A 22,398-nucleotide genomic window follows, 5' to 3' on the forward strand; every position below is an offset into this window, starting at 1 on the left:
TTTTATTCCTCCAATACGTATCCAAGCATGGCAAGCACTGCCATTCCGGCTGTTTCCGTCCTCAAAATTCTTCTTCCAAGCGTAATTGCCTGTGCACCGCAATTTTCTGCCTGTGCAATCTCCTCGTCCTCAAAGCCGCCCTCTGGTCCTATAAAGATTGCTACCTGCTCGCCCGGTTTTACTGCACTAAGCGCATCACGCGTTGCCTGCATATTTTCTGCATGCTCAAATGGTACAAGAATATGTTCCTTATCAGAAGCATACAAAAGCGCCTCTTTATATGTCATAAGAGGATGGATATCAGGAATAAGTCCGCGTCCAGCCTGCTTTGCTGCACTCTCTGAAATCGCCTGCCAGCGTTTTCTCTTTGCTTCTTCCTTTTTGCAATCAAGCTTGACTACACAGCGCTTCATCTGTACCGGAACAATCTCATGCACGCCAAGCTCCACACACTTTTGAATAATTGTCTCCATCTTATCGGCCTTTGGCAATCCCTGAAACAATACTATTCTTGAAGGCAGCTCACTTGTAGTTTCACTGACCTGCTCGATTTTTGCTGTCACTTCTTCTGCATCAAGCTGTGCAATGCTGCAAAGATATTCATGACTGCCATCGTTAACACAAATCTGTTCACCAACCTTCATTCTAAGCACATTTTTGATGTGATTTACATCACTTCCAATGATTGCTACCTCGTGTGCAGCTGCCTGCTCTGGCTTTATAAAAAAATGATACATATATTTACTTCCTTCTAGTTACAATTGAAACCCACTCGCCCTGATGCAGCACATCAATCACTTCAAACTCTGGATTTTTTGCAAATGCATCCATGACAGCCTGCTCCTTCATATCAATGATTCCAGATGTGATAAAGATACCGCCATGCTTTACATGAACTGCGACAACTTCCTGCAGCGCAATAATAACATCTGCCAGAATATTGGCAACGACAACATCATATGCTTCATAGCCAACCTCATCCTTGATTGCCTGATCATCAATTAAGTTTCCAATCAGAACCTTATACTGCTCTGACGTAATGCCATTAACTTGTGCATTCTCATGTGCAGCATCAATAGCATTCTCATCAAGATCTGTTCCCACTACATGACTGGCACCGCTTAACAGCGCACAAATTGACAAAATACCGCTTCCTGTTCCAACATCAAGAACATTATCACCAGGCTTTACATATTTGCGGATTCCTGCAATACAAAGCTGAGTAGTCTCATGCTTTCCTGTACCAAATGCCATACCAGGATCAATCTGAATCAGCTTCTTTCCTTCCATTCCCTCAGGAATTTCTTCCCATGTTGGCTTAATTAAAAGATCATCAACAACGAATGGCTTAAAATACTGCTTCCAGTTATTCATCCAATCCTTGTCCTCTGTCTCAGATGCCGTGATCTCGCATGATCCTGCATTTACAAAAGAGGCAACCTCCTCAAGTGCCATCTTTACGGCAGCAAGCGTCTTAGGCACATCATACGTATCATCAAGATAAAAGCTTACAAGCGCCTCTCCGTCATCTGGTCCTAAATCTGGCAGTACATCAATAAACATGCCCTTTGTATCATTTGCTGTCAGCTCAACCTTATCTTCAATCTCGATTCCCTCAATGCCAATCTCACTTAGCTTCTCACTGATGAAATCCTCTGCTGCTGTTGTTGTCTGAATCGTAAATTTCTTCCACTTCATAACGTTATTCCTCTTCTATTCATATAATGATGGCGCCTGCGGAATCGCAAAACCTGACTGCAAAACACCATTTTCGTCAAAATAATATTCACCATTTCCAATGGTCATCTTTCCAGTTGCCATATCGCCGGCCTGATAAAAATAATATTGCTTTCCATCAAGCTTAAGCCAGCCTGTGTGAAGCTTTCCATCTGGATCAAGATAAAATGTTGTATCACCCTTTAGCCAGCCTGTATACATCTGCGCTGTAGTATAATCAAAGTAATAGCAGCCCTCTTCAAGCTCCTGCCACTGCAGGCCAAGCGCACCATTTTCATGCACATAATAAGTGGCGCCATTCCAGTTTACAAATCCTTTTTGTTCTCCTACTCCTGCTAATACTTTAATCGAGCATACCTTTGATTCTCCTGACGCATTATACACATAAGCCTGTACTGTATACACACCGTTTTTTCCGGCGTGATCCGAAAGACTGACATGATAGGAGATTGTGTCAGATGTCACCTCCAAAGATCCCTTTGTCAGCACATCTGTGCTGTCATACTCAATCCAGACAGGAAACTCAGCTCTCACAGCATCGAGTCCGACATCCCATGTCACGGTAAATCCAGCATCATCAATCTGCGTCACACGCGGATGATACACATTAAAGCCTCCAGTCATGCCCCAGTCATTAATCTTCGCGTAGGCATTGTCAAGCAAAAGACTTGTATCCTCATAGCTTATGCCTGAGTCTGATTTCATAACAACTGCTATAAGATTAACATCGTCTCGCTTTGCAGCTGTCACAAGCGTGGACTGGGCAAGACGTGTATAGCCCGGCTTTCCGGCATAAACACCCTCACATTCAAACTCACCCGAAACCATCTTATGACCACTTGTCATATTTCTTTCTGATGTATACGCTGTTTCAGGAATAGTGTATGTTTTCGCAGAAAGAATTTCCTTTGCCGCCGGATTTTTTAGTGCTGCCTTCATAATAAGCGCCATATCATAGGCTGTTGTTAAGTGATCATCAGCATCAAGTCCGTGAGGGTTTGAAAAGTGAGTGTTTTTTGCACCAGCTTCTTTTGCTCTCTCATTCATCAGTTCAACAAAGCTGTCGATATCACCGCAAACTGCTTCCGCTAAGATATTCGCGCACTCATTGCCTGAGCACATCGTAAGACCATATAAAAGATCCCTGATAGTAAATTGCTCTCCCGGCTTTGGCATCGGATGAAGTGTTGAACTAAGCGGTGCTATCTGATTCAGTGCATTTTCTGACACAGTTGTTACAGAATCAAGGTTCTTACATTGTTCCACCGTCACAAGCAGCGTCATAATCTTTGTAATGCTTGCCGGATGAAGCTTTTCGTCAGCATTTTTTTGCAAAACAATTTCACCCGTATCTGCATTCATCACGCAGTAACCTAAGGCTGATACACCAATCTCCGGCTGATCCTGTGACTGATCGCTGTCTTTTTCCTGTACCATAGAAGCCTGTACATTTTCAAGAAATGAGCTGTTTTTTGCACTGCTTCCAACTATACAGGAAAGTAACAAAACGATCATGCCAAGAAGGAGACTCTTCTTATTCAATCGCATTACCTTACCCTTTCATATAGCTTTCTGATTATAGTTTATTAGTTACTAATTCAATCTAGTCTATCATACCTGTGTAAAGATTGCAAGTGTGGGATATGTTCATGTTACGAAAGCCATTCACCTTCGGGCTTTGCTTTAAATAGTAGGTGTCTCGTGAGCTATAACACGTTTTACATAATATCCCGTGTAGGACTGCGGGCACTCTGCCACTTCTTCCGGCGTTCCCTGCGCTACTACTGTTCCTCCGCCGTCTCCGCCTTCTGGTCCCATATCAATGATATAATCAGCTGTCTTTATTACGTCTAAGTTGTGCTCAATTACAATTACCGTATTACCGTTTTCTACAAGCTTCTGCAGCATTTCTGTAAGCTTGTGAACATCTGCAAAATGAAGTCCTGTCGTTGGCTCATCTAAAATATAGATTGTCTTTCCTGTACTCTTTCGGCTTAACTCAGTCGCCAGCTTAATACGTTGTGCCTCGCCGCCTGAAAGCGTTGTGGATGGCTGACCTAATCGTATATATGAAAGACCTACCTGATACAATGTCTCAATTTTGCGGTAAATAGACGGAACATTTTCAAAAAATGTAAGCGCCTCTTCTACAGTCATATTAAGCACATCATAAATGCTCTTTCCCTTATATTTTACTTCCAGCGTTTCTCTGTTATAGCGTTTTCCCTTGCAGACCTCACATGGCACATACACATCTGGCAAAAAATGCATCTCAATCTTTACAATACCATCGCCTGAACATGCCTCACAGCGTCCACCCTTTACATTAAAGCTAAAACGACCCTTATTATAGCCTCTCGTCTTTGCATCAACTGTTGAAGCAAAAAGATCACGGATCATATCAAACACGCCAGTATAAGTTGCAGGATTAGAGCGCGGTGTGCGGCCAATCGGGCTTTGATCTATATTTATTACCTTATCAAACTGCTCTATGCCCTTAATCTCTTTATATGCACCAGGAATTGTTCTCGCGCGGTTTAGCTGCTTTGCAAGCGCCTGATACAAAATCGAATTGACAAGGCTGCTCTTGCCTGAACCAGAAACACCAGTTACGCATGTAAAGACTCCCTTAGGAAAATTCACTGTGATATTCTTTAAATTATTTTCTTTTGCTCCCACTACGGTCAGCCAGCCCTGCGGTTCTCTTCTTGTACTTGGAACTGGAATCTTAAGCTCACCACTCAAATATTTTCCGGTTATGGATGCCGGATTTTTCATAAGTTCTTCTGCCGTGCCTGCTGCAACAACCTGACCGCCATGCTCACCTGCACCAGGTCCAATATCTACTACATAATCAGCAGCACGCATTGTATCCTCATCATGTTCAACGACAATAACAGAATTGCCAAGATCACGAAGATGCTTTAATGTGCCAAGCAGCTTGTCATTATCTCTTTGATGCAGACCAATACTTGGCTCATCTAAAATATAAGCCACACCAACAAGACCAGATCCAATCTGTGTTGCCAGACGAATACGCTGTGCCTCACCGCCTGAAAGCGTACCAGTTGCACGTGACAGGCAAAGATAATCAAGGCCTACATCAATCAAAAACTGTACACGCGCACGGATTTCCTTTAAAATCTGCTCGCCTATAAGCTGCTGCGTCTTTGTAAGCTCCAAATCAGATAAAAATGATGCCAGATCACGAATAGAAAGATTTGTCACCTCATAAATATTTTTATCTGCCACTGTCACGGCAAGTGACTCTCTTTTCAGACGCATTCCCTTACATGTAGAACATGGTGTGATGCGCATAAATGTTTCGTACTCTGCCTTGATTGTTTCCGAACCTGTCTCGCGGTAGCGGCGCTCTACATTTTTAATTAAGCCCTCAAATACAATATCATATACGCCTTCTCCGCGCTGTCCCTTGTAGCGCACCTTTACACTCTTATTAGTTCCATGTATCAAAATATCATGAATTTCCTTGCTGTATGACTCAAATGGCACATCCAGCGTGAAATGGAACTCCTCTGCAAGTGCATTTAAAATCGCTCTTGTAAAGCTGCCTTCATCGGTACATGACTGCCATCCAGGCACAATAATTGCCCCCTGATCAATGCTAAGCGACTGATCTGGAATCATAAGCTGCTCATCAAACTCCATCTTATAGCCAAGTCCAAAGCAAGTCGGACACGCACCGAAGGGATTATTAAATGAAAAGCTTCGCGGCTCAATCTCATCAATGCTTATGCCGCAGTCAGGGCAGGAAAAGTTTTGGCTAAACGTCATTGGTGTTCCATCCACAACATCCACAAAAGCAAGGCCATCTGCCAGCTTTAACACATTTTCCAGTGAATCGGCAAGACGCTTTTCAATGCCCTCTTTGATGACAAGACGGTCCACAATAATCTCAATATTATGCTTTATATTCTTATCAAGCTTAATCTCCTCTTCAAGATCATACTGACTGCCATCAATACGCACACGCACATAGCCGCTCTTTCTTGCCTGCTCCAAAACCTTCTCATGACGGCCTTTCTTTCCACGCACAACAGGTGCCATCAATAAAATCTTCGTGCGCTCTTTAAGTGCCATCAAACTGTCCACCATCTGATCAACAGTCTGACGGCTTATCTTTCGGCCACAGACAGGACAATGTGGAATACCAATACGCGCATATAAAAGACGAAAGTAATCGTAGATTTCCGTTACTGTACCTACAGTAGAACGCGGATTTCTATTAGTAGACTTCTGATCAATGGAGATTGCCGGCGGCAGACCTTCAATACTTTCAACATTTGGCTTTTCCATCTGGCCTAAAAATTGTCTTGCATAAGATGAAAGCGACTCCATATATCGCCTCTGACCCTCTGCATATATTGTGTCAAATGCAAGTGAGGATTTTCCTGAACCTGACAATCCAGTCAGCACAACAAGTTCATCTCTTGGAATATCCAAATCAATGTGCTTTAGATTATTCTCCGCTGCACCGCGGATTCGGATAAATTTCTTATTTTCCATATTTATTATTATATGCCTTTCTTTTAATCATCTAAATATTTCTTCAGATTTCTCATCTGATCGCGAAGTTCTGCTGCAGCTTCGAAGTTTAGCTCCGCAGCTGCCTTGTTCATCTGTTTTGCCACTTTTGCAATAAGTTTTTCGAGTTCCTGCCTGCTCATTGATTCTGGATCCTTTGCAAGCTTCTCATCAGCCTTCTCTGCTGCCTTTGAGATTGAAATCAGATCACGGACAGCCTTCTTTATAGTAGTCGGTGTAATGTTGTGCTCTATGTTATACTCATTTTGAATCTCGCGTCTTCTTTTTGTCTCCTCAATTGCATTTCGCATAGAGTCTGTTATCGTATCGGCATACATCACAACATGACCTTCACTGTTTCGCGCTGCTCGTCCTATTGTCTGAATAAGTGACGTCTCTGAACGCAGAAATCCTTCCTTATCAGCATCTAATATAGCCACAAGCGCAATCTCAGGAATATCAAGACCCTCTCTAAGCAAATTGATGCCCACCAACACGTCAAACACATCAAGACGCATATCGCGAATAATCTGTGCACGCTCAAGCGTATCAATATCAGAATGCAGATAGCGCACGCGAATGCCTGCATCGCGCAGATATTCCGTCAGATCCTCTGCCATTCTTTTTGTCAAAGTCGTGACAAGCACTTTATTTTTTGACCGCAGCGTTTTTCTAATCTCGGCAATCAGATCATCAATCTGACCATCAACTGGACGCACCTCAATCGGCGGATCTAAAAGTCCTGTCGGACGTATAACCTGCTCTGCGCGCATCATCTCATGCTCACCTTCATAATCGCCCGGTGTTGCCGAAACAAAAAGCATCTGGTCAATCTTGCCTTCAAATTCGCTAAAATTCAAGGGGCGATTGTCAAGTGCTGATGGCAGACGAAAACCGTAATCTACCAGTGTAGTTTTTCGTGAGCGGTCTCCTGCAAACATACCGCGCACCTGCGGAAGTGTAATATGAGACTCATCCACAATAATTAAGAAATCATCTGGAAAATAATCAATCAGCGTAAACGGCGGTGAACCGGCCGGCAGTCCTGCCAGATGACGCGAATAATTTTCTATTCCAGAGCAAAAGCCAGTTTCTCTCATCATCTCAATATCATAATGAGTGCGCTCTGAAATTCGCTGTGCCTCCAGCAAACGGTCATTTCGCTTAAAGAAATCTACACGTTCCTTTAGCTCTTCTTCAATATCAGTTGTTGCGCGAAGCATCTCCTTTGGGTCAACAACGTAGTGAGAGGCCGGGAAAATTGCGATATGCTTTAGACGGCTTCTTACCTGTGCTGTCAACGGATCAAACTCACTTATCTGATCAATTTCATCACCGAAAAACTCTACGCGCACTGCAGTCTCACCCTCATTTGCCGGAAAAATCTCTACGACATCACCATGCACACGAAATGTACTTCGGTGAAAATCCATATCGTTTCGCTCGTACTGCATCTCAACAAGCTTTTTGATTACTTCATCGCGATCCTTTATCATTCCTGGACGAAGTGATAAAATCATATCCTTATAATCAACAGGACTTCCCAGACCATATATACATGAAACAGATGCCACTACAATTACATCACGCCTCTCAGAAAGCGCTGCCGTCGCAGAAAGCCTTAATTTATCAATCTCCTCATTGATCGCAGAGTCCTTCTCAATATACGTATCAGATGAAGGCACATAAGCCTCAGGCTGGTAATAGTCATAATATGAGACAAAATATTCAACTGCATTCTCTGGGAAAAATTCCTTCATCTCACCATATAGCTGACCGGCAAGCGTTTTATTGTGGGAAATAATCAATGTTGGCTTATTTAATGCCTGAATGACATTTGCCATAGTAAATGTCTTTCCCGAACCGGTTACGCCGAGAAGTGTCTCGAACTGATTTCCCTCTTTAAATCCTTTTACAAGCTCCTCAATCGCCCTTGGCTGATCGCCAGTCGGCACATACTCAGACACCAGTTTAAAATGATCCATATTCCCGCCTCCATCGTACATTATTTTTTACAGTTCTGTATTCATACGCTGCTGTGCTGTTTGCGGTACCTCAAGCACACCAAAGCGCCACAGCATAGGGTAAATATAAGAAACACCGCGAATATCGCCAAGCGCTTTAGGGCGATCCGCACTCTTTATTTTCATTGCATTTGAAAATGCCAGTCTAATACTGCTCCACGCCAATGATTTACTGTTTTCCCGTCTGTCAATCCATAACTCCTTTGTCAGTTCTCCATTTCGTCCACGTTTAATAGTATAGGAAAATGGAAGACCTGACACAGTCTTAAACGGACAGTTCTGGCAATCAATTACAAGCTGCCACAAAAGCTCACTTGCCTGATTTTCATCACCTGCCTTAACAGCTTCAATTAATTTTTGTTTAAGCTTCTCGTCCATATGACACCCTTCTTATATTATAAATACCTCATCATGATCGGCACAAGAATGTTCATATCAATTGGCTTGGAGACATGATCATTCATACCTACATCAAGCGCCATCTGTCTATCCTCTGTAAAGGCATTTGCTGTCATTGCAATGATAGGAATTTGTGCCTTATTTTGATTTTTCATTCTGCGAATTTTCCTAGTAGCATCATAGCCGTTCATGACAGGCATCTGAATATCCATAAGAATCATCGCATAATATGAATTATCTGCCTTTTCAAGCATATCAATGCACTCCACACCATTGCATGCCCTCTCTATAATGCAACCTTCCTCTTCTAGAAGCTCCGTTGCAATTTCTGCATTAATATCATTGTCCTCTACCACCAAAATTCTCGCACCAACTAAGCTGGCTTTATCATGAGTTCCTTTATCCCGCTTTGCAACTGATTCCTCTTTTGATGCAATTTTGCATGGGATAATTACAGTAAATGTAGAGCCGTCGCCAATTTTACTTTGCACATCAACACTGCCATCCATCAGCTCAACAAGCCTTTTCACGATACCCATTCCAATGCCGCTTCCTTCTACACGGCTTATCGTTGAATTGCGCTCTCGCTCAAATGGTTCATAAATATGATTTAAAAACTGATCTGACATACCAATTCCATTATCTTTTACAGTAATAATAACATCGCACCAGCCATTCTTTTTGCCAGGCGCCTGCGAAATATCACAGTTTATCACACCTCCATTATTAGTGTACTTAATTGCATTGCTTATGATATTAATAAAAATCTCCGATACATGAGAAACATCCATGTAAACATACGGATAAAGCAAATGCTTTGTCTTAGTAATTGTCTGTTTCTTTTCTTCCGCCTGATTCAAAAACATCATAACCCATGTTTCAAAATCTGCGCCGATATCTGAAATTACATATTCCATTTCTGTTTTATTATTTTCAATTCTGGCAAGATCCAGCACATCATTAAGAAGAGACAGCAAATTCTGGCCGCATGACTGAATATTTTTCATATATTTTTTAAGTCTTTCTGTATCATCTATATGCCTAGATGCCAGATCTGCATATCCTATAATTGCATTCATTGGCGTTCTGATATCATGCGACATATTAAAAAGGAACGTCGATTTTGCATTATTTGCACTTTCAGCCTTTTCTACTGCCACCTGCAGCTTTTCATTAAGCTCCTGTGTGTGTATTGCTGCCCTCATTGCAATAGCCTCGGCCTTTCTTGCCTTTCTTAAAAGCACAAGAATCACAGTCATAACACTTAAAACAGTAACGACACTTACAATAGATACTTTTAACAGATTGTGTTTTATATAATCTCCCAATGTTATTTTTCTTGAATTGTTCTCATACATGGCAAGTGAGCTCGTAAGCATATTGTTTGGCATAGCATTAAGCGTTTTATTTAGTATTGTCAATAAATTCTTATTTCCGTTATTAACTGCAAAGGCTGCTTTCTCCGAGTATAAAAGTGGCACACTGTAAAAACTTGGATCCCTGCTGTATTTTGATGCAAGGGTGACACCAGTTATAAAGAAATCGGCCTCTCCAGAATTCACAGCTTCTGCCATCTCTTTGTCTGTATCATATTCTAAAATTTTCCAATGCGGATAATAATATTCAATATGTTCTCTGAAAGACATATTATCTTTTGAAATTGCAACACAGTTTTCATCATTTTCATTAAAATGAGGCTTATTCGTGACTGCTATCAAATTATATGTCCACGTTGTATTTGTACATGCGAAATGATATTTCTCCATCGCATTTGGATGCTGATTGAAATGAAAAATCATATCAATCTCATTTTTCTTTAGCGCTTCTATCTCTTCTTCATAGCTGTCATATCCCATAAGCGTAAATGTCAGATCTTGTTTTCCAAGACATTCTACTGCATGCTGAATATAATCAGTGATTGCACCAGTAACTGTCCCACTTGACGGATCTATAACGCTCGCTCCGACATCATTGGCTAAAAATCCCATTCGAATTGCACCATGTTCTTTCAGCCATAATTTTTCCTCAGATGAAAGAACAGGTGTATAATCCGATGAAAAATATTGCTTGTACAAATCTGACAGATAAAATGGACGATCCTCCTCTAACTGACGCATTGCAAGCTCAAGATCTTTTTTTATCTCTGGATGATCCTTATTAATTGCAAAATAAATATTTGATTTGCCAATTCGTGTAATAATCGAGACATCTTTATCAGCCCAAAATGATCCATCCAACGAAACAAAACAGTCAATTTCTCCATTTTCCAGTTTTGCCAGTGCATCTTCTTTACTTTCTATATTTACATGTATTGTTTTAAGTTCATTTTTTAACTCCCATTCTTTCAGCATCACTTCTGGCTTTGCGCCTATAAGGACACCAATACGCTTTCCATTCAATGTCTTAAAATCAGCATAAGAAATATCGTCACTTGAAAAATCTGCATACAGATAATATTTCTCTACCCCCATAGGTTCGTCTGAAAACAGCATCCTATCTGTGCGTTCCTCTGTATAGGCAATATCTCCCAAAATGTCTATTTCACCATTTTGGAGTTTTTCAAAGCAATCTGTCCAATTACAGGCTACATACTCAAATTTCCACCCAGTATAGCCTGCCAGCGTCTCTAGCAGTTCATAACTATACCCCTTTCGCATCCCCTTTTCAGTTACATAATTAAATGTATCCCCAAGTGCGCCCACGCGAATTATTTTTTCTGGTGCCTCTTTTTCAGCTGCATTTACCGTTGTAAAAAAAGATAGCAGCAAGGCTGCACATACAATCATATATTTGACTTCTTGGCATACAGTAACTACATATTTTTTCATAGTCATCTTTTTCATCAGTCTTTCCTCATGATCTAATACTTTTTTCGTTCTAAGTATACTCGGTCACATGGTGTTTTGTCAATTTCCTTCACATTAAAAAAGGGCACGACCCTAATCGAGTCATGCCCTGCTTTAAATACTATTTAGAACTTATTCGCAAAGTTTTGAAAATGCATCAGCAACAAACTGAACTTTTGTTCCGACAATTATCTGTACGGAAGTCTTTCCAGGTTTGATTACTCCTGCAACACCTGCAGCCTTGATTGCCTTATCATTTACTGCAGTCATATCTCTTACTTCAAGTCTAAGTCTTGTTACACAGTTATCGATGCTTACGATATTTCCCTTACCGCCGCAGCCTGCAAGAATCTTCTTTGCGATTTCTGTGTAATCATCACTTGCTAACTGAACCTTCTTCTCTTCCTCAAGATCATCATCATCTTCTCTTCCTGGAGTCTTTAAATCAAACTTCTTGATTGCGAAGAGGAATACAAAATAGAATACAACGAATGCTGCGATTCCAAGCGGAATGATCAGCACTGTCTTCTGCGCTGCCGGAAGTGTAGATGAGAACAGAAGGTCGGTAGCACCTGCTGAGAAACTGAATCCTGCACGGAAGCCAAGCGCAACAGTAATAATTGTGAAGATACCATAAAGTAATGCATAAATTACATACAGACCAGGTGCAAGGAACATAAATCCAAATTCGAACGGCTCAGTAACGCCGCAGACAAATGAACAAACTGCTGCAGAAGCAACAAGTCCGATTGCGATCTTCTTCTTTGCCGGCTTTGCACACTGAATCATTGCAAGTGCTGCACCAGGAATACCGAACATCATACATGGGAAGAAACCTGACATATACATTCCAAGGCTCCATGTTACATCTGCAGATGTCTCACCTGCCCAGAAGTGCTGCAAATCACCAAGACCAATAGTATCAAACCAGAATACGTTGTTTAATGCGTGATGTAATCCAGTTGGAATTAACAGACGGTTTAAGAATGCGTAGATACCAGCACCTACAACGCCCATACCTGCAACTGCATCGCCAAGTGCAACAAGTGCACCGAACAGCAATGGCCATACAAATAATAAAACAGCAGATACAACGATAGAAACTAAACCAGCAATAATAGCAACACAGCGCTTGCCGCTGAAGAATGCCAGCCAGTTCGGAAGCTTAGTGTTCTTGAACTTATTGTAGCAAGAAGATCCGATAACACCAGAAAGGATTCCGATAAATGGGTTTGCAATCTTATTGAATGCAAGTGTCTTAGTTGCATTGTCTGCAATTGACGGAATCAATGTGGTAACAACACCAGTAGAAAGAAGTGTTGTGATCATAAGCCAAGATGCCAGAGCGGCGATTCCGCCGGTTCCGTCGTTCTTTTCTGACATACCGACACCAACACCGATTGCGAAAAGAATTGCCATGTTTTCAATAAGAGCTGATCCTGCCTTTACCAAGAAGAATCCGATCAAGTTTTTTATACCCTCGACTTCTCCTCCCTGCATCGTCGCCGGACATAAATAATAACCGATGCCCATGAGAATACCACAGATTGGCAGCACTGCTACTGGAAGCATTAATGCTTTACCTAGTTTTTGAAGAAATTTCATATATTTCTCCTCCTTTAAATTATACTTAATTGAATCACTCCAATCAGTTTCATGAGATTTTTAAAACTGCCTCATCTAGTAAGACATCGCCTTCCTTTTGAAGACTGATCTTTTCATAATCATCTGTATTGCAGATTAAAACTGGCGTAATTGTATTTAATCCAGCTTCCTTAATCTTATCCAGATCTACGTCCATCAAAAGATCACCCTTCTTCACCTTGTCACCAGCTGCAACATGCGCGGTAAACGGTGTGCCCTTAAGTGTAACAGTATCCAATCCGATATGAATTAAGATTTCAGCTCCCTGGCTGCTAGTCAGCGTAATTGCATGAAGTGTATCAAATACCATGGTCACTTCAGCATCTGCCGGTGCATACACTTTTCCCTCGGTTGGGATCACTGCAAAGCCGTCTCCCAATAACTTTTCAGAAAAAGTTGGATCTGGAACCTCTGTCAAAGGAACTACTTTTCCTTTGCAAGGTGCATAAAGCACATTTCCCTTTTCTTTTCCCTTAAAAAATTTGAACATAACGTCTCCTTTTCTTTTCGCCAAAAAATGTTTACGTTTGTATTCCGCAGTTACCGTTTAAATGGTATTTTGCATAATTTTCGCACGTTCTTTCCTTAGCATTTATATATATTTTAGCCACTAGTTTCTGCTTTGTCAGCAGTTTTATCGTTATTTTCCCCATTTTTATTTATTTTATGTACTATTTTGACTTATTTTTGTCTTTCATCTCCTTTAGCCCATCTATATGAAGTGCCTCTAACTTCTCATAGGCTGCAGTCTTGTCAATAATCGTCTGAATCAGCTGCTCAAGCTGCTGACCTTTTCTATAATCTGCCGGGGCAAAATAACGTATTCTGTTATCGCGCATCATGCGATAGACTTTTTCTTTATTGCCCGTGACAGGATTGTACACGCCAATCGCATGACCGCCATATGTGTTTACAAGCTTCATGCTCGGAATATCTGTATCGCTGTCACCAATATAGACAATATTCCTAAATGGCACACGCATCTTGTCTGCCGGAAAATAGTCATTTACTGCAGTATCATTTACATCAAGTATTCCTTTTTCTATGCGAAATAAAAACTGTGTCTTGCTCGTATAATTTACTGCCTGTGCCGGCCAAATTGCCACGCCATTTTCATCATAATAAAAGGCACTCGCATAAATTTCCTCAAAGGAGCCACGCTTTGCAATCTTAGTTCCCTCTATCATCTCCTTTAAACCTGATGAAATAATATAATGCTCTATAATCACTCCATTTTTATCACCATACTGGCGCACGCGCTCAAACCACTCATCTACACCCGGAAACAATTCCACCTTCGAACCATACTCCTCAAGTGCCTTGCGGCTCAAATCAAAATGACCTTTCGCCTCGCGAACCATCTTATACATATAAGCAAGATTTGAATCCATGCCGTTTGCTCTTGCCATTTCGTTTGACTCTGCCCAGAAACGGTCCACATGATAATTTACAGACTGAATATAGCCCTGTGCCTGCATATCATCCGGCGATAATGTCTTATCAAAATCATAGCAAATTGCTAGTACAGGCCGCTCCTCCTTCGACTTTCTCTTAAAGCCATAGGGATTATCTCTTTCTTCTGTTTTATAAGATTCATTTATTTCGTATTCTTCAAATTCCTTTTTCTGTCTGCTCACAAAACTCTCCTTTCCAAACACTATTATTGAAAAATGGCGGCACGAAATCCACTTTTTCGTGCCGCCATTTTTCTTATGTATTCTTATTTATTTTTTTATCACTTCTTGTTTACTCAACCGTAACACTCTTTGCTAAGTTTCTCGGCTTATCTACATCAAGTCCCTTTGCTACACTGACATAGTAGCCCATAAGCTGCAGTGGAATAACTGCAAGACTCGTTGCAAAGTGTTCGTCCGTCTTTGGAATATATACAGTAAAGGATACAGTATCTTCAATGTTATAATTTCCATATGTTGTCAGTCCCATCAAATAGGCACCGCGGCTCTTGCACTCTACCATATTGGAAACTGTTTTCTCATAAAGCTCCGACTGAGTTAAAACACCAATTACAAGAGTTCCATCCTCAATAAGACTTATAGTTCCATGCTTTAATTCACCTGCCGCATAGGCCTCAGAGTGGATGTAGCTTATCTCCTTCATCTTAAGACTGCCCTCAAGGCTGATTGCATAATCAATTCCTCTGCCGATAAAGAAAATATCACTTGCATTTGCCTGTTTTGCCGCAAACCACTGAATGCGTTCCTTATCCTCTAAGATCTTTGCGATCTTATCTGGAAGCTGCTGCATCTCATCAATTAAGTGCGCATACTGTGTATCATCAATGCTTCCTCTGACCTTTGCAAACTGAACAGCCAGACAATATCCTGCAATAAGCTGTGTGCTGTATGCCTTTGTCGTTGCTACTGCAATCTCTGGTCCTGCAAGCGTATAGAAAACATTGTCTGCCTCTCTAGCAATAGAGCTTCCCACCACGTTGACAATACCAAGCGTCTTCACGCCCTTTTTCTTTGCCAGACGAAGCGCAGCAAGACTATCTGCCGTCTCTCCTGACTGACTGACAATTATTACAAGGCCATTTGGATCAAGCACCATTTTGCGGTAACGAAACTCAGATGCAAGCTCCACACGAACTGGAATCTCTGCCAGATCTTCAAAGACATACTGACATGCTACTCCAACATGATAAGCAGAGCCACATGCAACAATATAAATCTGGCTGATATTTTTAATCTGCTCCTCTGTCAGTCCAACATCAGACAAATCAATAGCGCCATCCTTTACAACTGAATTGATGGTGTCATGAACTGCCTTTGGCTGCTCATGAATCTCCTTAATCATAAAGTGTTCAAAGCCAGCTTTCTCAGCTGCCTCTGCATCCCACTCGATCTGTGTAGGCTGCTTCTCAATCTCATCACCATCCAAATTGTAAAAGGTGATCGCACCATCTGCCATACGTGCCATTTCCAGATTGCCAATATAATAGACAGTACGTGTGTATTTAAGAATTGCCGGAACATCAGATGCCACAAAGCAGTCGCCATCTGTCACACCAAGAATCATCGGGCTGTCTTTTCTTGCCACATAAATCTCGCCCGGATAATCTTCAAACATCATAGCAAGTGCATATGAACCGCGAATACGCACAAGTGCGTGATTGATCGCGTCTACCGGTGTGTGCTCGTACTTCTTATAATAATAATCAATAAGCTTAACTGCAACCTCAGTATCAGTAGATGAATAAAAGCTGTAACCCTTGCGAACAAGCTTTTCCTTTAACTCCTGATAATTTTCAATAATACCATTGTGAACACCAATCACATTGCCATCATCTGACATATGCGGATGTGCATTAGTCTCACTCGGTTCACCGTGCGTTGCCCATCTGGTATGACCAATGCCGCATGTACCAACAAGCGCATTACCGTTATCCGTCTTTTCTGCAAGGGATTTTAATCGTCCCTTCGCCTTAACAATCTCAGTTTTCTTTTCTCCGTTGCGAACAGCAAGTCCTGCTGAATCGTAGCCTCGATACTCCAGTTTTGACAGACCGTCCAAAAGAATAGGAGCGGCCTGAAGATGTCCAGTATAACCAACAATTCCACACATGATGTCTCTCTCCTCTAACGCTTACGTTTCACATGCAACTTTTTTTACAATTTCCACACCAACCTCAACTAACTGCTGTCGTCCAAACATTTCCAGATTCAGCCATGCCTTTCGTTTGTGGCGATCAATCCTTTGGATAGTGGACTCCATACCCTTAAGCGGACCAGACAAAATGACAACCTTATCACCGATAATCATTCCCTGTGACATCTTTACAAGTTCCTCATCACCCGCAAAACGAAGTAAAAAATCAATTTCATTTTGCGTCAGCGCAATGATATCATCTCCAGCCCCCAAAAGCTTTGTCATAGCTTCTACTCTTTTTAACTGCTCATGCAGCTCATCCAAATTTTCTGATATAAGAAACAGATATCCCGGAAACAGCTTTTTCTTCTGAATATGCCACTGTCCCTTATACTTTATCTTCTCCTCATACAACGGAAGAACACAATGTGAAAGCACATCCTTACTTATGCGCTGCTCACACTCCTGCTTTATCTTTTCTTCCCTTCCAGTGCTCGTCTGAATGACATACCACATAAAACCTCCCATTAAAAACGGCAGCAGATACGTCTGAATGGTTCCTTGCGTGCACGCTTATCTCTCAACAAAATCGTGATCCGGTATCACCGCAATATTTTCTACATCCATAGCATCAATGCGAATCCAGCGGTGCCCATCTAAAAATTGGATCAGCGTATCAATTTCAGCTTCTTTTCCCTGCACCTCCATCTCTACGCTTCCATCATCTAAATTTTTTACCCAGCCGGCAAGGCCAAGAAGCCTTGCCTTATAAACTGAGAAATAACGAAAACCTACATCCTGCACTCTGCCGTAAAAAATGATATGCTTGCGAACTACAGTATCTCCCATATGCTTTCTCCTTTACATCACTTAACCGTGCAGACTGCTCTGAAATTTTTACAGATGCAGGTGACGCGGCACGCCATCTACATAGAATGGATGCAGCTCTGCCTGTATTAACGGTCTTGCATAACGTGCAAACTCTGGTGTTACATGCATGCCGTCCTCGCCAATCCACTCATCCGGCACACATTTTTCCTTGTTTGCCACACGACTTACATCAGTCAGGCCCGTCTCTGTACGGTACGGAATATCTGATACACGATAAATCGTGCACATCTTTCCAGTTTCACCGCGAAAAGCAGCTTCCACAGCAGCACCGCCTACCTGATATGCCTCTGTCACATCAGTACGGCTTGCAAGCGGAGAAGCACAGCGCTGCAAAACTGACAGCTCAACTGCTCTTGTCTTACATCCAAGATGAGCCTTAATCAAATCTGCAAGGTAACGAGCCGTACCTGAAAGCGCAGCCTTGTGACCAAATGCATCCACTGCACCAGGTCCTGATACAAGATCGCACAAGAACTCACCATCTTTGTTTTTCACACCCTCGCTCACTGCAATCACAAGCGTATGACGCTCTTTTTCAAGCTGCGAAACCTTTGCAAGAAATGTTTCCTCATCAAACGCGCGCTCTGGCAGAAGAATCATATCTGGTCCATTGCAGTCTGCACCTGCTGCCAGACTCGCTGCACCTGCCAGCCATCCTGTATGACGGCCCATAATCTCAACTACTGTTACACTATTCAGGTTATAGACACTTGAATCGCAGATAATTCCTTTGATCGTTGCCGCAATATACTTTGCTGCACTTCCATAGCCCGGTGTGTGATCAGTAAACATTAAATCATTATCGATTGTCTTTGGAACACCGATAAAGCGAATGCTGCTTTTTACCTTAGCACCATACGCTGCCAGTCTCGCAATCGTATCCATCGAGTCATTGCCGCCGATATAGAATACAGCGCCAATCTCGTATTTTTCAAATAAGTGAAACAGCTGTTTATATGGTTCCTCATCCACATCCGGATTTGGCAAACGAAAACGACAGCTGCCCAAATAGCTTGCCGGTGTACGCTTTAACAGCTCAATATCCATCTTATCGCTAAGACACTCATTTAAATCAACGATCTGCTCCTGGAGCAGTCCCTGTATTCCATAGCGCATACCATATACATGCTCTGCGCCCATCGCCCTTGCTGTCTCATAAACACCTGCAAGGCTTGCATTAATTACTGCCGTCGGTCCACCTGACTGTCCAACTAATACATTCTTGATTGTCTCCATAAAACATACCTCCTCAACGAAAACAGTATACATTGTTTTTAGGATTTCAGCAAGACTTTTTTGTTTGGTCGGTATACACGACGCCTTTTTTTAAGATAATATTGGCATATTGAGCTGTTTCACCTGTTGCAACAACACAGTATGCGTTCTTCGCTCTCTCATAGTACGAAAAGCGTTCCATAAATTCAACTGGCGTGCCTGGTTCCTGCTCATTTAAAATTTTTTTATATTCATCCCAAATTGCCGGAACTACTGGATCTCCCGGAACCACTTCCATCAAAATGAAACGATCTTTTTCATACGTATCAAGCGGAAAAAGCGGCAAAATTGCTTTAAGCAAATCTGCTGCTCCTATTCCGTCTGCGCGAATGACACGGTTTCCTGTTGTCTCAGATGGAAAATTTGCATCTGCAAGAACAATCTCATCTCCATGCCCCATCTCGCACAAAACCTTTAACAACTCTGGACTAATTAACGGTGAAATTCCTTTTAACATAATCTTCTCCTCCTACAAAACAGTCTGCATGCATACTGCATGCAGACCTTTCATTTACTAAATATTTATACAAACTGACACTGCCATACAGACACACCGCTGTCCTGGAACACATCATGTAAACGCTCCTGCAGCTGTTTGGCCGTAATACCCTTTTTCAACACAACCTGAAGGAAACCACCGCCTCCTGCGCCACAGATCATCTTTGCATCAATAAGATCTTCTACTGCCTTAAAAATCATATCAATGCAAACATTTGTACATCCACTGTCAAGGCGCTTGCTTAATTCCCAGTGTTCATTTAAAAGTCTTGCAAACGCATCCACGTCTCCCTTTTCAAGCTCAAAGCGCATTAAAACGGCACTTCGCTGGATCTCATACAGCACAGAGGCTGCTTCTGCATTGCCTCCAACATATCTGCCAACTACATCACGCAGCAGATTTCTGGCAAGACGGCGCTGTCCTGAATATATAAGGCAGAAACGCTCATCAAGTTCTTTCATCGTTTTCTCATTAATCACGCATGGTGTACAGGTAATCTTTTGTCTGACTGCAGCATGAGAAGTCACCATCTTGATTCCTGGTGCAAGACCGCCTACCTGATCCTGCCAGCCTCCTCCTGTTGACATGATCTGCTCCATACAAAGCACACGGTTATATAGCTCATCCTCTTCTAACTTGCGTCCTGTAATTTCATATAATGCCTTCACACATGCACCGGCAAGGATAGAAGACGTTCCAAGACCAGAGCCACGAGGAATATTGATTACGCGTGTAGACAGATATAATCCACTGCCCAACTGATTTGTAATCTCTTCAATTGAACGATTTTCACTATACGGAATCAAACCACATGCAATTAATGCTGCCTTATGAAGTGCAAATGGATCATATGGATTACTTGAATCCTGCAGCTGCTTAATATCAGTAAATTCCTGCTCTGCTCCACTGTCTGCACTAGCCAAAACTATCTTGTTTCCTTCAATGCGACGTGCAATTGCCTCAATCGGATAATTTCCATCTAATAATACTGCTGCATTCAAAACAGTTCCGCCATGCTCCATGCAATATGGCGGAGTATCACTCCAACCACCACCCCAGTTTACACGAACTGGCAGACGAACAATTGACTCTTCCTTAGAAAGCTTCGTTTCCCTGCTGCATTCAAGTCCTGCAACAGCTGTATCCAAAACTGCTTTTCCAATAGTGTCAAAACAATTGTCCATATATTTTTCATCTACAAATGACAACATATAGTAAATGCGAATCTTCCGGCTAAACTGTTCTAGCTCGCAGCAATCAAGCCGCTCTGCTTCTTCTAACAGTAAACGTTCCACACGAGGAGAAATATCTCCTCCGCACATCTTTAACGCCTCTTTTAAATCTGTCTTGCTGTCAATTGCCTCGAGTAAAGATTCTACTCTGACCTTATCATCTAATTTATCCTGCCATGGAAGAATTGCAGTCACGTCAGCCTTATTAAAGCTGTCCTTCAAAGAGCTGTTTGTATCTTTCACCGGAAATCCCTGTGCGTATGCCTGCAGCGTAGCATCTACAGCCTCACGCATGGTGTGACAAATTGGATAAATTTTTGCTGTCCAAAGCGGCTCTGAAAGCTTCTTTCCAAACAAGCTGCATTCCTTCGGATTATCATTTACCCCATACATACGAGCAACAAACTGCTCCTCACCAAGCTTTAAACCATGAATCACGCTTCCATCTGGAATATTCTGACCATCAAGCGTAACACCTGAAATCACACAATTTTCTCCAATCACTGTTCCATGGTGAACATAACTGTCCTCTACATAAGTGCCCTTTCCAATCTTTGCATGTTTGCTGATATAACTGTTTCCAGATGCATAGCCACTGCGGATGCTTGTACTATTAGTATTCACAAAACTGCTCCAACCAAGATATACAAACTGCTCCATTCCCTCTGTCATTAAATGACGCAGCTCTTTTGTTGTTCCGAAATGGATAAATGCAGCCGGTGACATGCGAATCAGCTTCATATGAAATGGATGAAGCACCTCCCAAAGTTTCGTGCGGCACTCATGAAGCTCTGGTGTAAAATCACCTTCCGGTGTTTCCTTATAATACTGCTCCAGCGAGGACTGGGATGCCAGCGGATATAAAAAGTCTGCATAAAAAGACAACCTTGTATTTTCATTTACATAAGCATCAAACTGCTCTGGCGTATCTACCAACTTATATAATGCCTTTAACAGATCTGTATCCATGATAACAGCACCTGTATCAATATCAACATTTCCATTTTCATCTGCGGCTTTCAGCTCATGAAGCTGATCTACTGTTTTCTTATGTAAAAATCCACCTACATTTCCCTGCTCATCAACACGGTATACACCATGATTTTTTCCAACCTCAGCAGGCTCCTTAATTGACAATGCCGCTGCTCCGCTTCCGTAAAAATCAATCTGAAGTGGATTAAACAACAAAAGAACATCACCTGAACATACAAGCATACCAGCACGAATACGCGCTGCAACTCCGCACATGGAAATCATAAACTCATCAAAAAGTGTAGATCTTCTGCCATTTGGAAGCAGGCGCGGAACAGGCGAGAACAGCTTGCCACATGCAGAATACTGAGGCACACGCTTACTGTCTCCGCCAGAATGAATCACGAGAATACGCTTATCATCAAAACTTCCTGCATCCTGATGTATGTAACGCAGCACATTTAATGTAGCGCCGCCGCTTCCCACTCTTTTCCCATCTGGATCTGGAAGAACTGCATAATGAATAGACTTGGGCAGCATTCCATGATCAAGACGGTACTGAATCTGCATACGATACGACTGCGCCTGTGATTCATTTGACGCAGTCAAAATCACGTAATCCCAAAGTGGAATACGCTGTGTATCAAGTAACTTCATATATTGTCTGGTACAATCTTTGTAAGACTGCTGAAGAAATAATGTTTTATGTGACATTCTATCTTTTC

16 protein-coding genes are annotated in these 22,398 nt (G+C 41.9%); all 16 read right to left on the reverse strand.

The window, feature by feature from the left end; translation table 11 throughout:
- Positions 1 to 2: 2 nt before the first annotated feature.
- Entirely contained in the window at positions 3 to 737 is a 735-nt protein-coding gene (locus WJP93_RS04315; RefSeq protein ID WP_227100313.1) for a 16S rRNA (uracil(1498)-N(3))-methyltransferase, read from the reverse strand.
- Positions 738 to 741: 4 nt separating this feature from the next.
- A complete protein-coding gene (prmA, locus tag WJP93_RS04320; RefSeq protein ID WP_066563060.1) occupies positions 742 to 1,698 on the reverse strand; it encodes a 50S ribosomal protein L11 methyltransferase in 957 nt (318 codons plus the stop codon).
- A 15-nt stretch (positions 1,699 to 1,713) separates the two neighbouring features.
- On the reverse strand, positions 1,714 to 3,285 hold the full coding sequence (locus tag WJP93_RS04325; RefSeq protein ID WP_337547096.1) for a serine hydrolase: 1,572 nt from the start codon (positions 3,283 to 3,285) through the stop codon (positions 1,714 to 1,716).
- Positions 3,286 to 3,420: 135 nt separating this feature from the next.
- On the reverse strand, positions 3,421 to 6,264 hold the full coding sequence (uvrA, locus tag WJP93_RS04330; protein ID WP_337547098.1) for an excinuclease ABC subunit UvrA: 2,844 nt from the start codon (positions 6,262 to 6,264) through the stop codon (positions 3,421 to 3,423).
- 23 nt (positions 6,265 to 6,287) lie between these two features.
- On the reverse strand, positions 6,288 to 8,267 hold the full coding sequence (gene uvrB, locus WJP93_RS04335) for an excinuclease ABC subunit UvrB (RefSeq protein ID WP_337547099.1): 1,980 nt from the start codon (positions 8,265 to 8,267) through the stop codon (positions 6,288 to 6,290).
- A gap of 27 nt (positions 8,268 to 8,294) precedes the next feature.
- Positions 8,295 to 8,684, reverse strand: coding sequence for a hypothetical protein (locus WJP93_RS04340; RefSeq protein ID WP_227100309.1), 390 nt, complete (start codon positions 8,682 to 8,684; stop codon positions 8,295 to 8,297).
- 17 nt (positions 8,685 to 8,701) lie between these two features.
- Positions 8,702 to 11,548, reverse strand: a complete 2,847-nt coding sequence (locus WJP93_RS04345; RefSeq protein WP_337547101.1) for a transporter substrate-binding domain-containing protein — start codon at positions 11,546 to 11,548, stop codon at positions 8,702 to 8,704.
- 135 nt (positions 11,549 to 11,683) lie between these two features.
- Positions 11,684 to 13,156, reverse strand: a complete 1,473-nt coding sequence (locus WJP93_RS04350; RefSeq protein ID WP_337547102.1) for a PTS transporter subunit EIIC — start codon at positions 13,154 to 13,156, stop codon at positions 11,684 to 11,686.
- Positions 13,157 to 13,205: 49 nt separating this feature from the next.
- Positions 13,206 to 13,685 carry a PTS glucose transporter subunit IIA gene (locus WJP93_RS04355; protein WP_337547103.1) on the reverse strand — a complete coding sequence of 160 codons (480 nt, stop codon included), beginning with the start codon at positions 13,683 to 13,685 and terminating at the stop codon, positions 13,206 to 13,208.
- Between the two features lie 181 nt (positions 13,686 to 13,866).
- Positions 13,867 to 14,832: an HAD family hydrolase gene (locus WJP93_RS04360; RefSeq protein WP_337547104.1), complete on the reverse strand. Its 966-nt coding sequence runs from the start codon at positions 14,830 to 14,832 to the stop codon at positions 13,867 to 13,869.
- Between the two features lie 109 nt (positions 14,833 to 14,941).
- On the reverse strand, positions 14,942 to 16,780 hold the full coding sequence (gene glmS, locus WJP93_RS04365; protein ID WP_337547105.1) for a glutamine--fructose-6-phosphate transaminase (isomerizing): 1,839 nt from the start codon (positions 16,778 to 16,780) through the stop codon (positions 14,942 to 14,944).
- 21 nt (positions 16,781 to 16,801) lie between these two features.
- On the reverse strand, positions 16,802 to 17,320 hold the full coding sequence (loaP, locus tag WJP93_RS04370; protein ID WP_066557058.1) for an antiterminator LoaP: 519 nt from the start codon (positions 17,318 to 17,320) through the stop codon (positions 16,802 to 16,804).
- 57 nt (positions 17,321 to 17,377) lie between these two features.
- Complete coding sequence (locus tag WJP93_RS04375; RefSeq protein ID WP_262536688.1) at positions 17,378 to 17,653, reverse strand: acylphosphatase; 276 nt, start codon at positions 17,651 to 17,653, stop codon at positions 17,378 to 17,380.
- 48 nt (positions 17,654 to 17,701) lie between these two features.
- The gene (locus WJP93_RS04380; protein WP_337547106.1) at positions 17,702 to 18,931 is read right to left on the reverse strand and encodes a 6-phosphofructokinase; all 1,230 of its coding nucleotides are present in this window, start codon (positions 18,929 to 18,931) and stop codon (positions 17,702 to 17,704) included.
- Positions 18,932 to 18,977: 46 nt separating this feature from the next.
- Entirely contained in the window at positions 18,978 to 19,427 is a 450-nt protein-coding gene (gene fucU / locus WJP93_RS04385; RefSeq protein WP_337547107.1) for an L-fucose mutarotase, read from the reverse strand.
- Between the two features lie 65 nt (positions 19,428 to 19,492).
- Positions 19,493 to 22,387 carry an L-fucokinase gene (locus WJP93_RS04390; protein ID WP_337547108.1) on the reverse strand — a complete coding sequence of 965 codons (2,895 nt, stop codon included), beginning with the start codon at positions 22,385 to 22,387 and terminating at the stop codon, positions 19,493 to 19,495.
- Positions 22,388 to 22,398 lie beyond the last annotated feature (11 nt).

The sequence above is a fragment of the Anthropogastromicrobium sp. genome, from assembly GCF_037349415.1.
In the GTDB taxonomy this organism is placed as follows: domain Bacteria; phylum Bacillota; class Clostridia; order Lachnospirales; family Lachnospiraceae; genus Anthropogastromicrobium; species Anthropogastromicrobium aceti.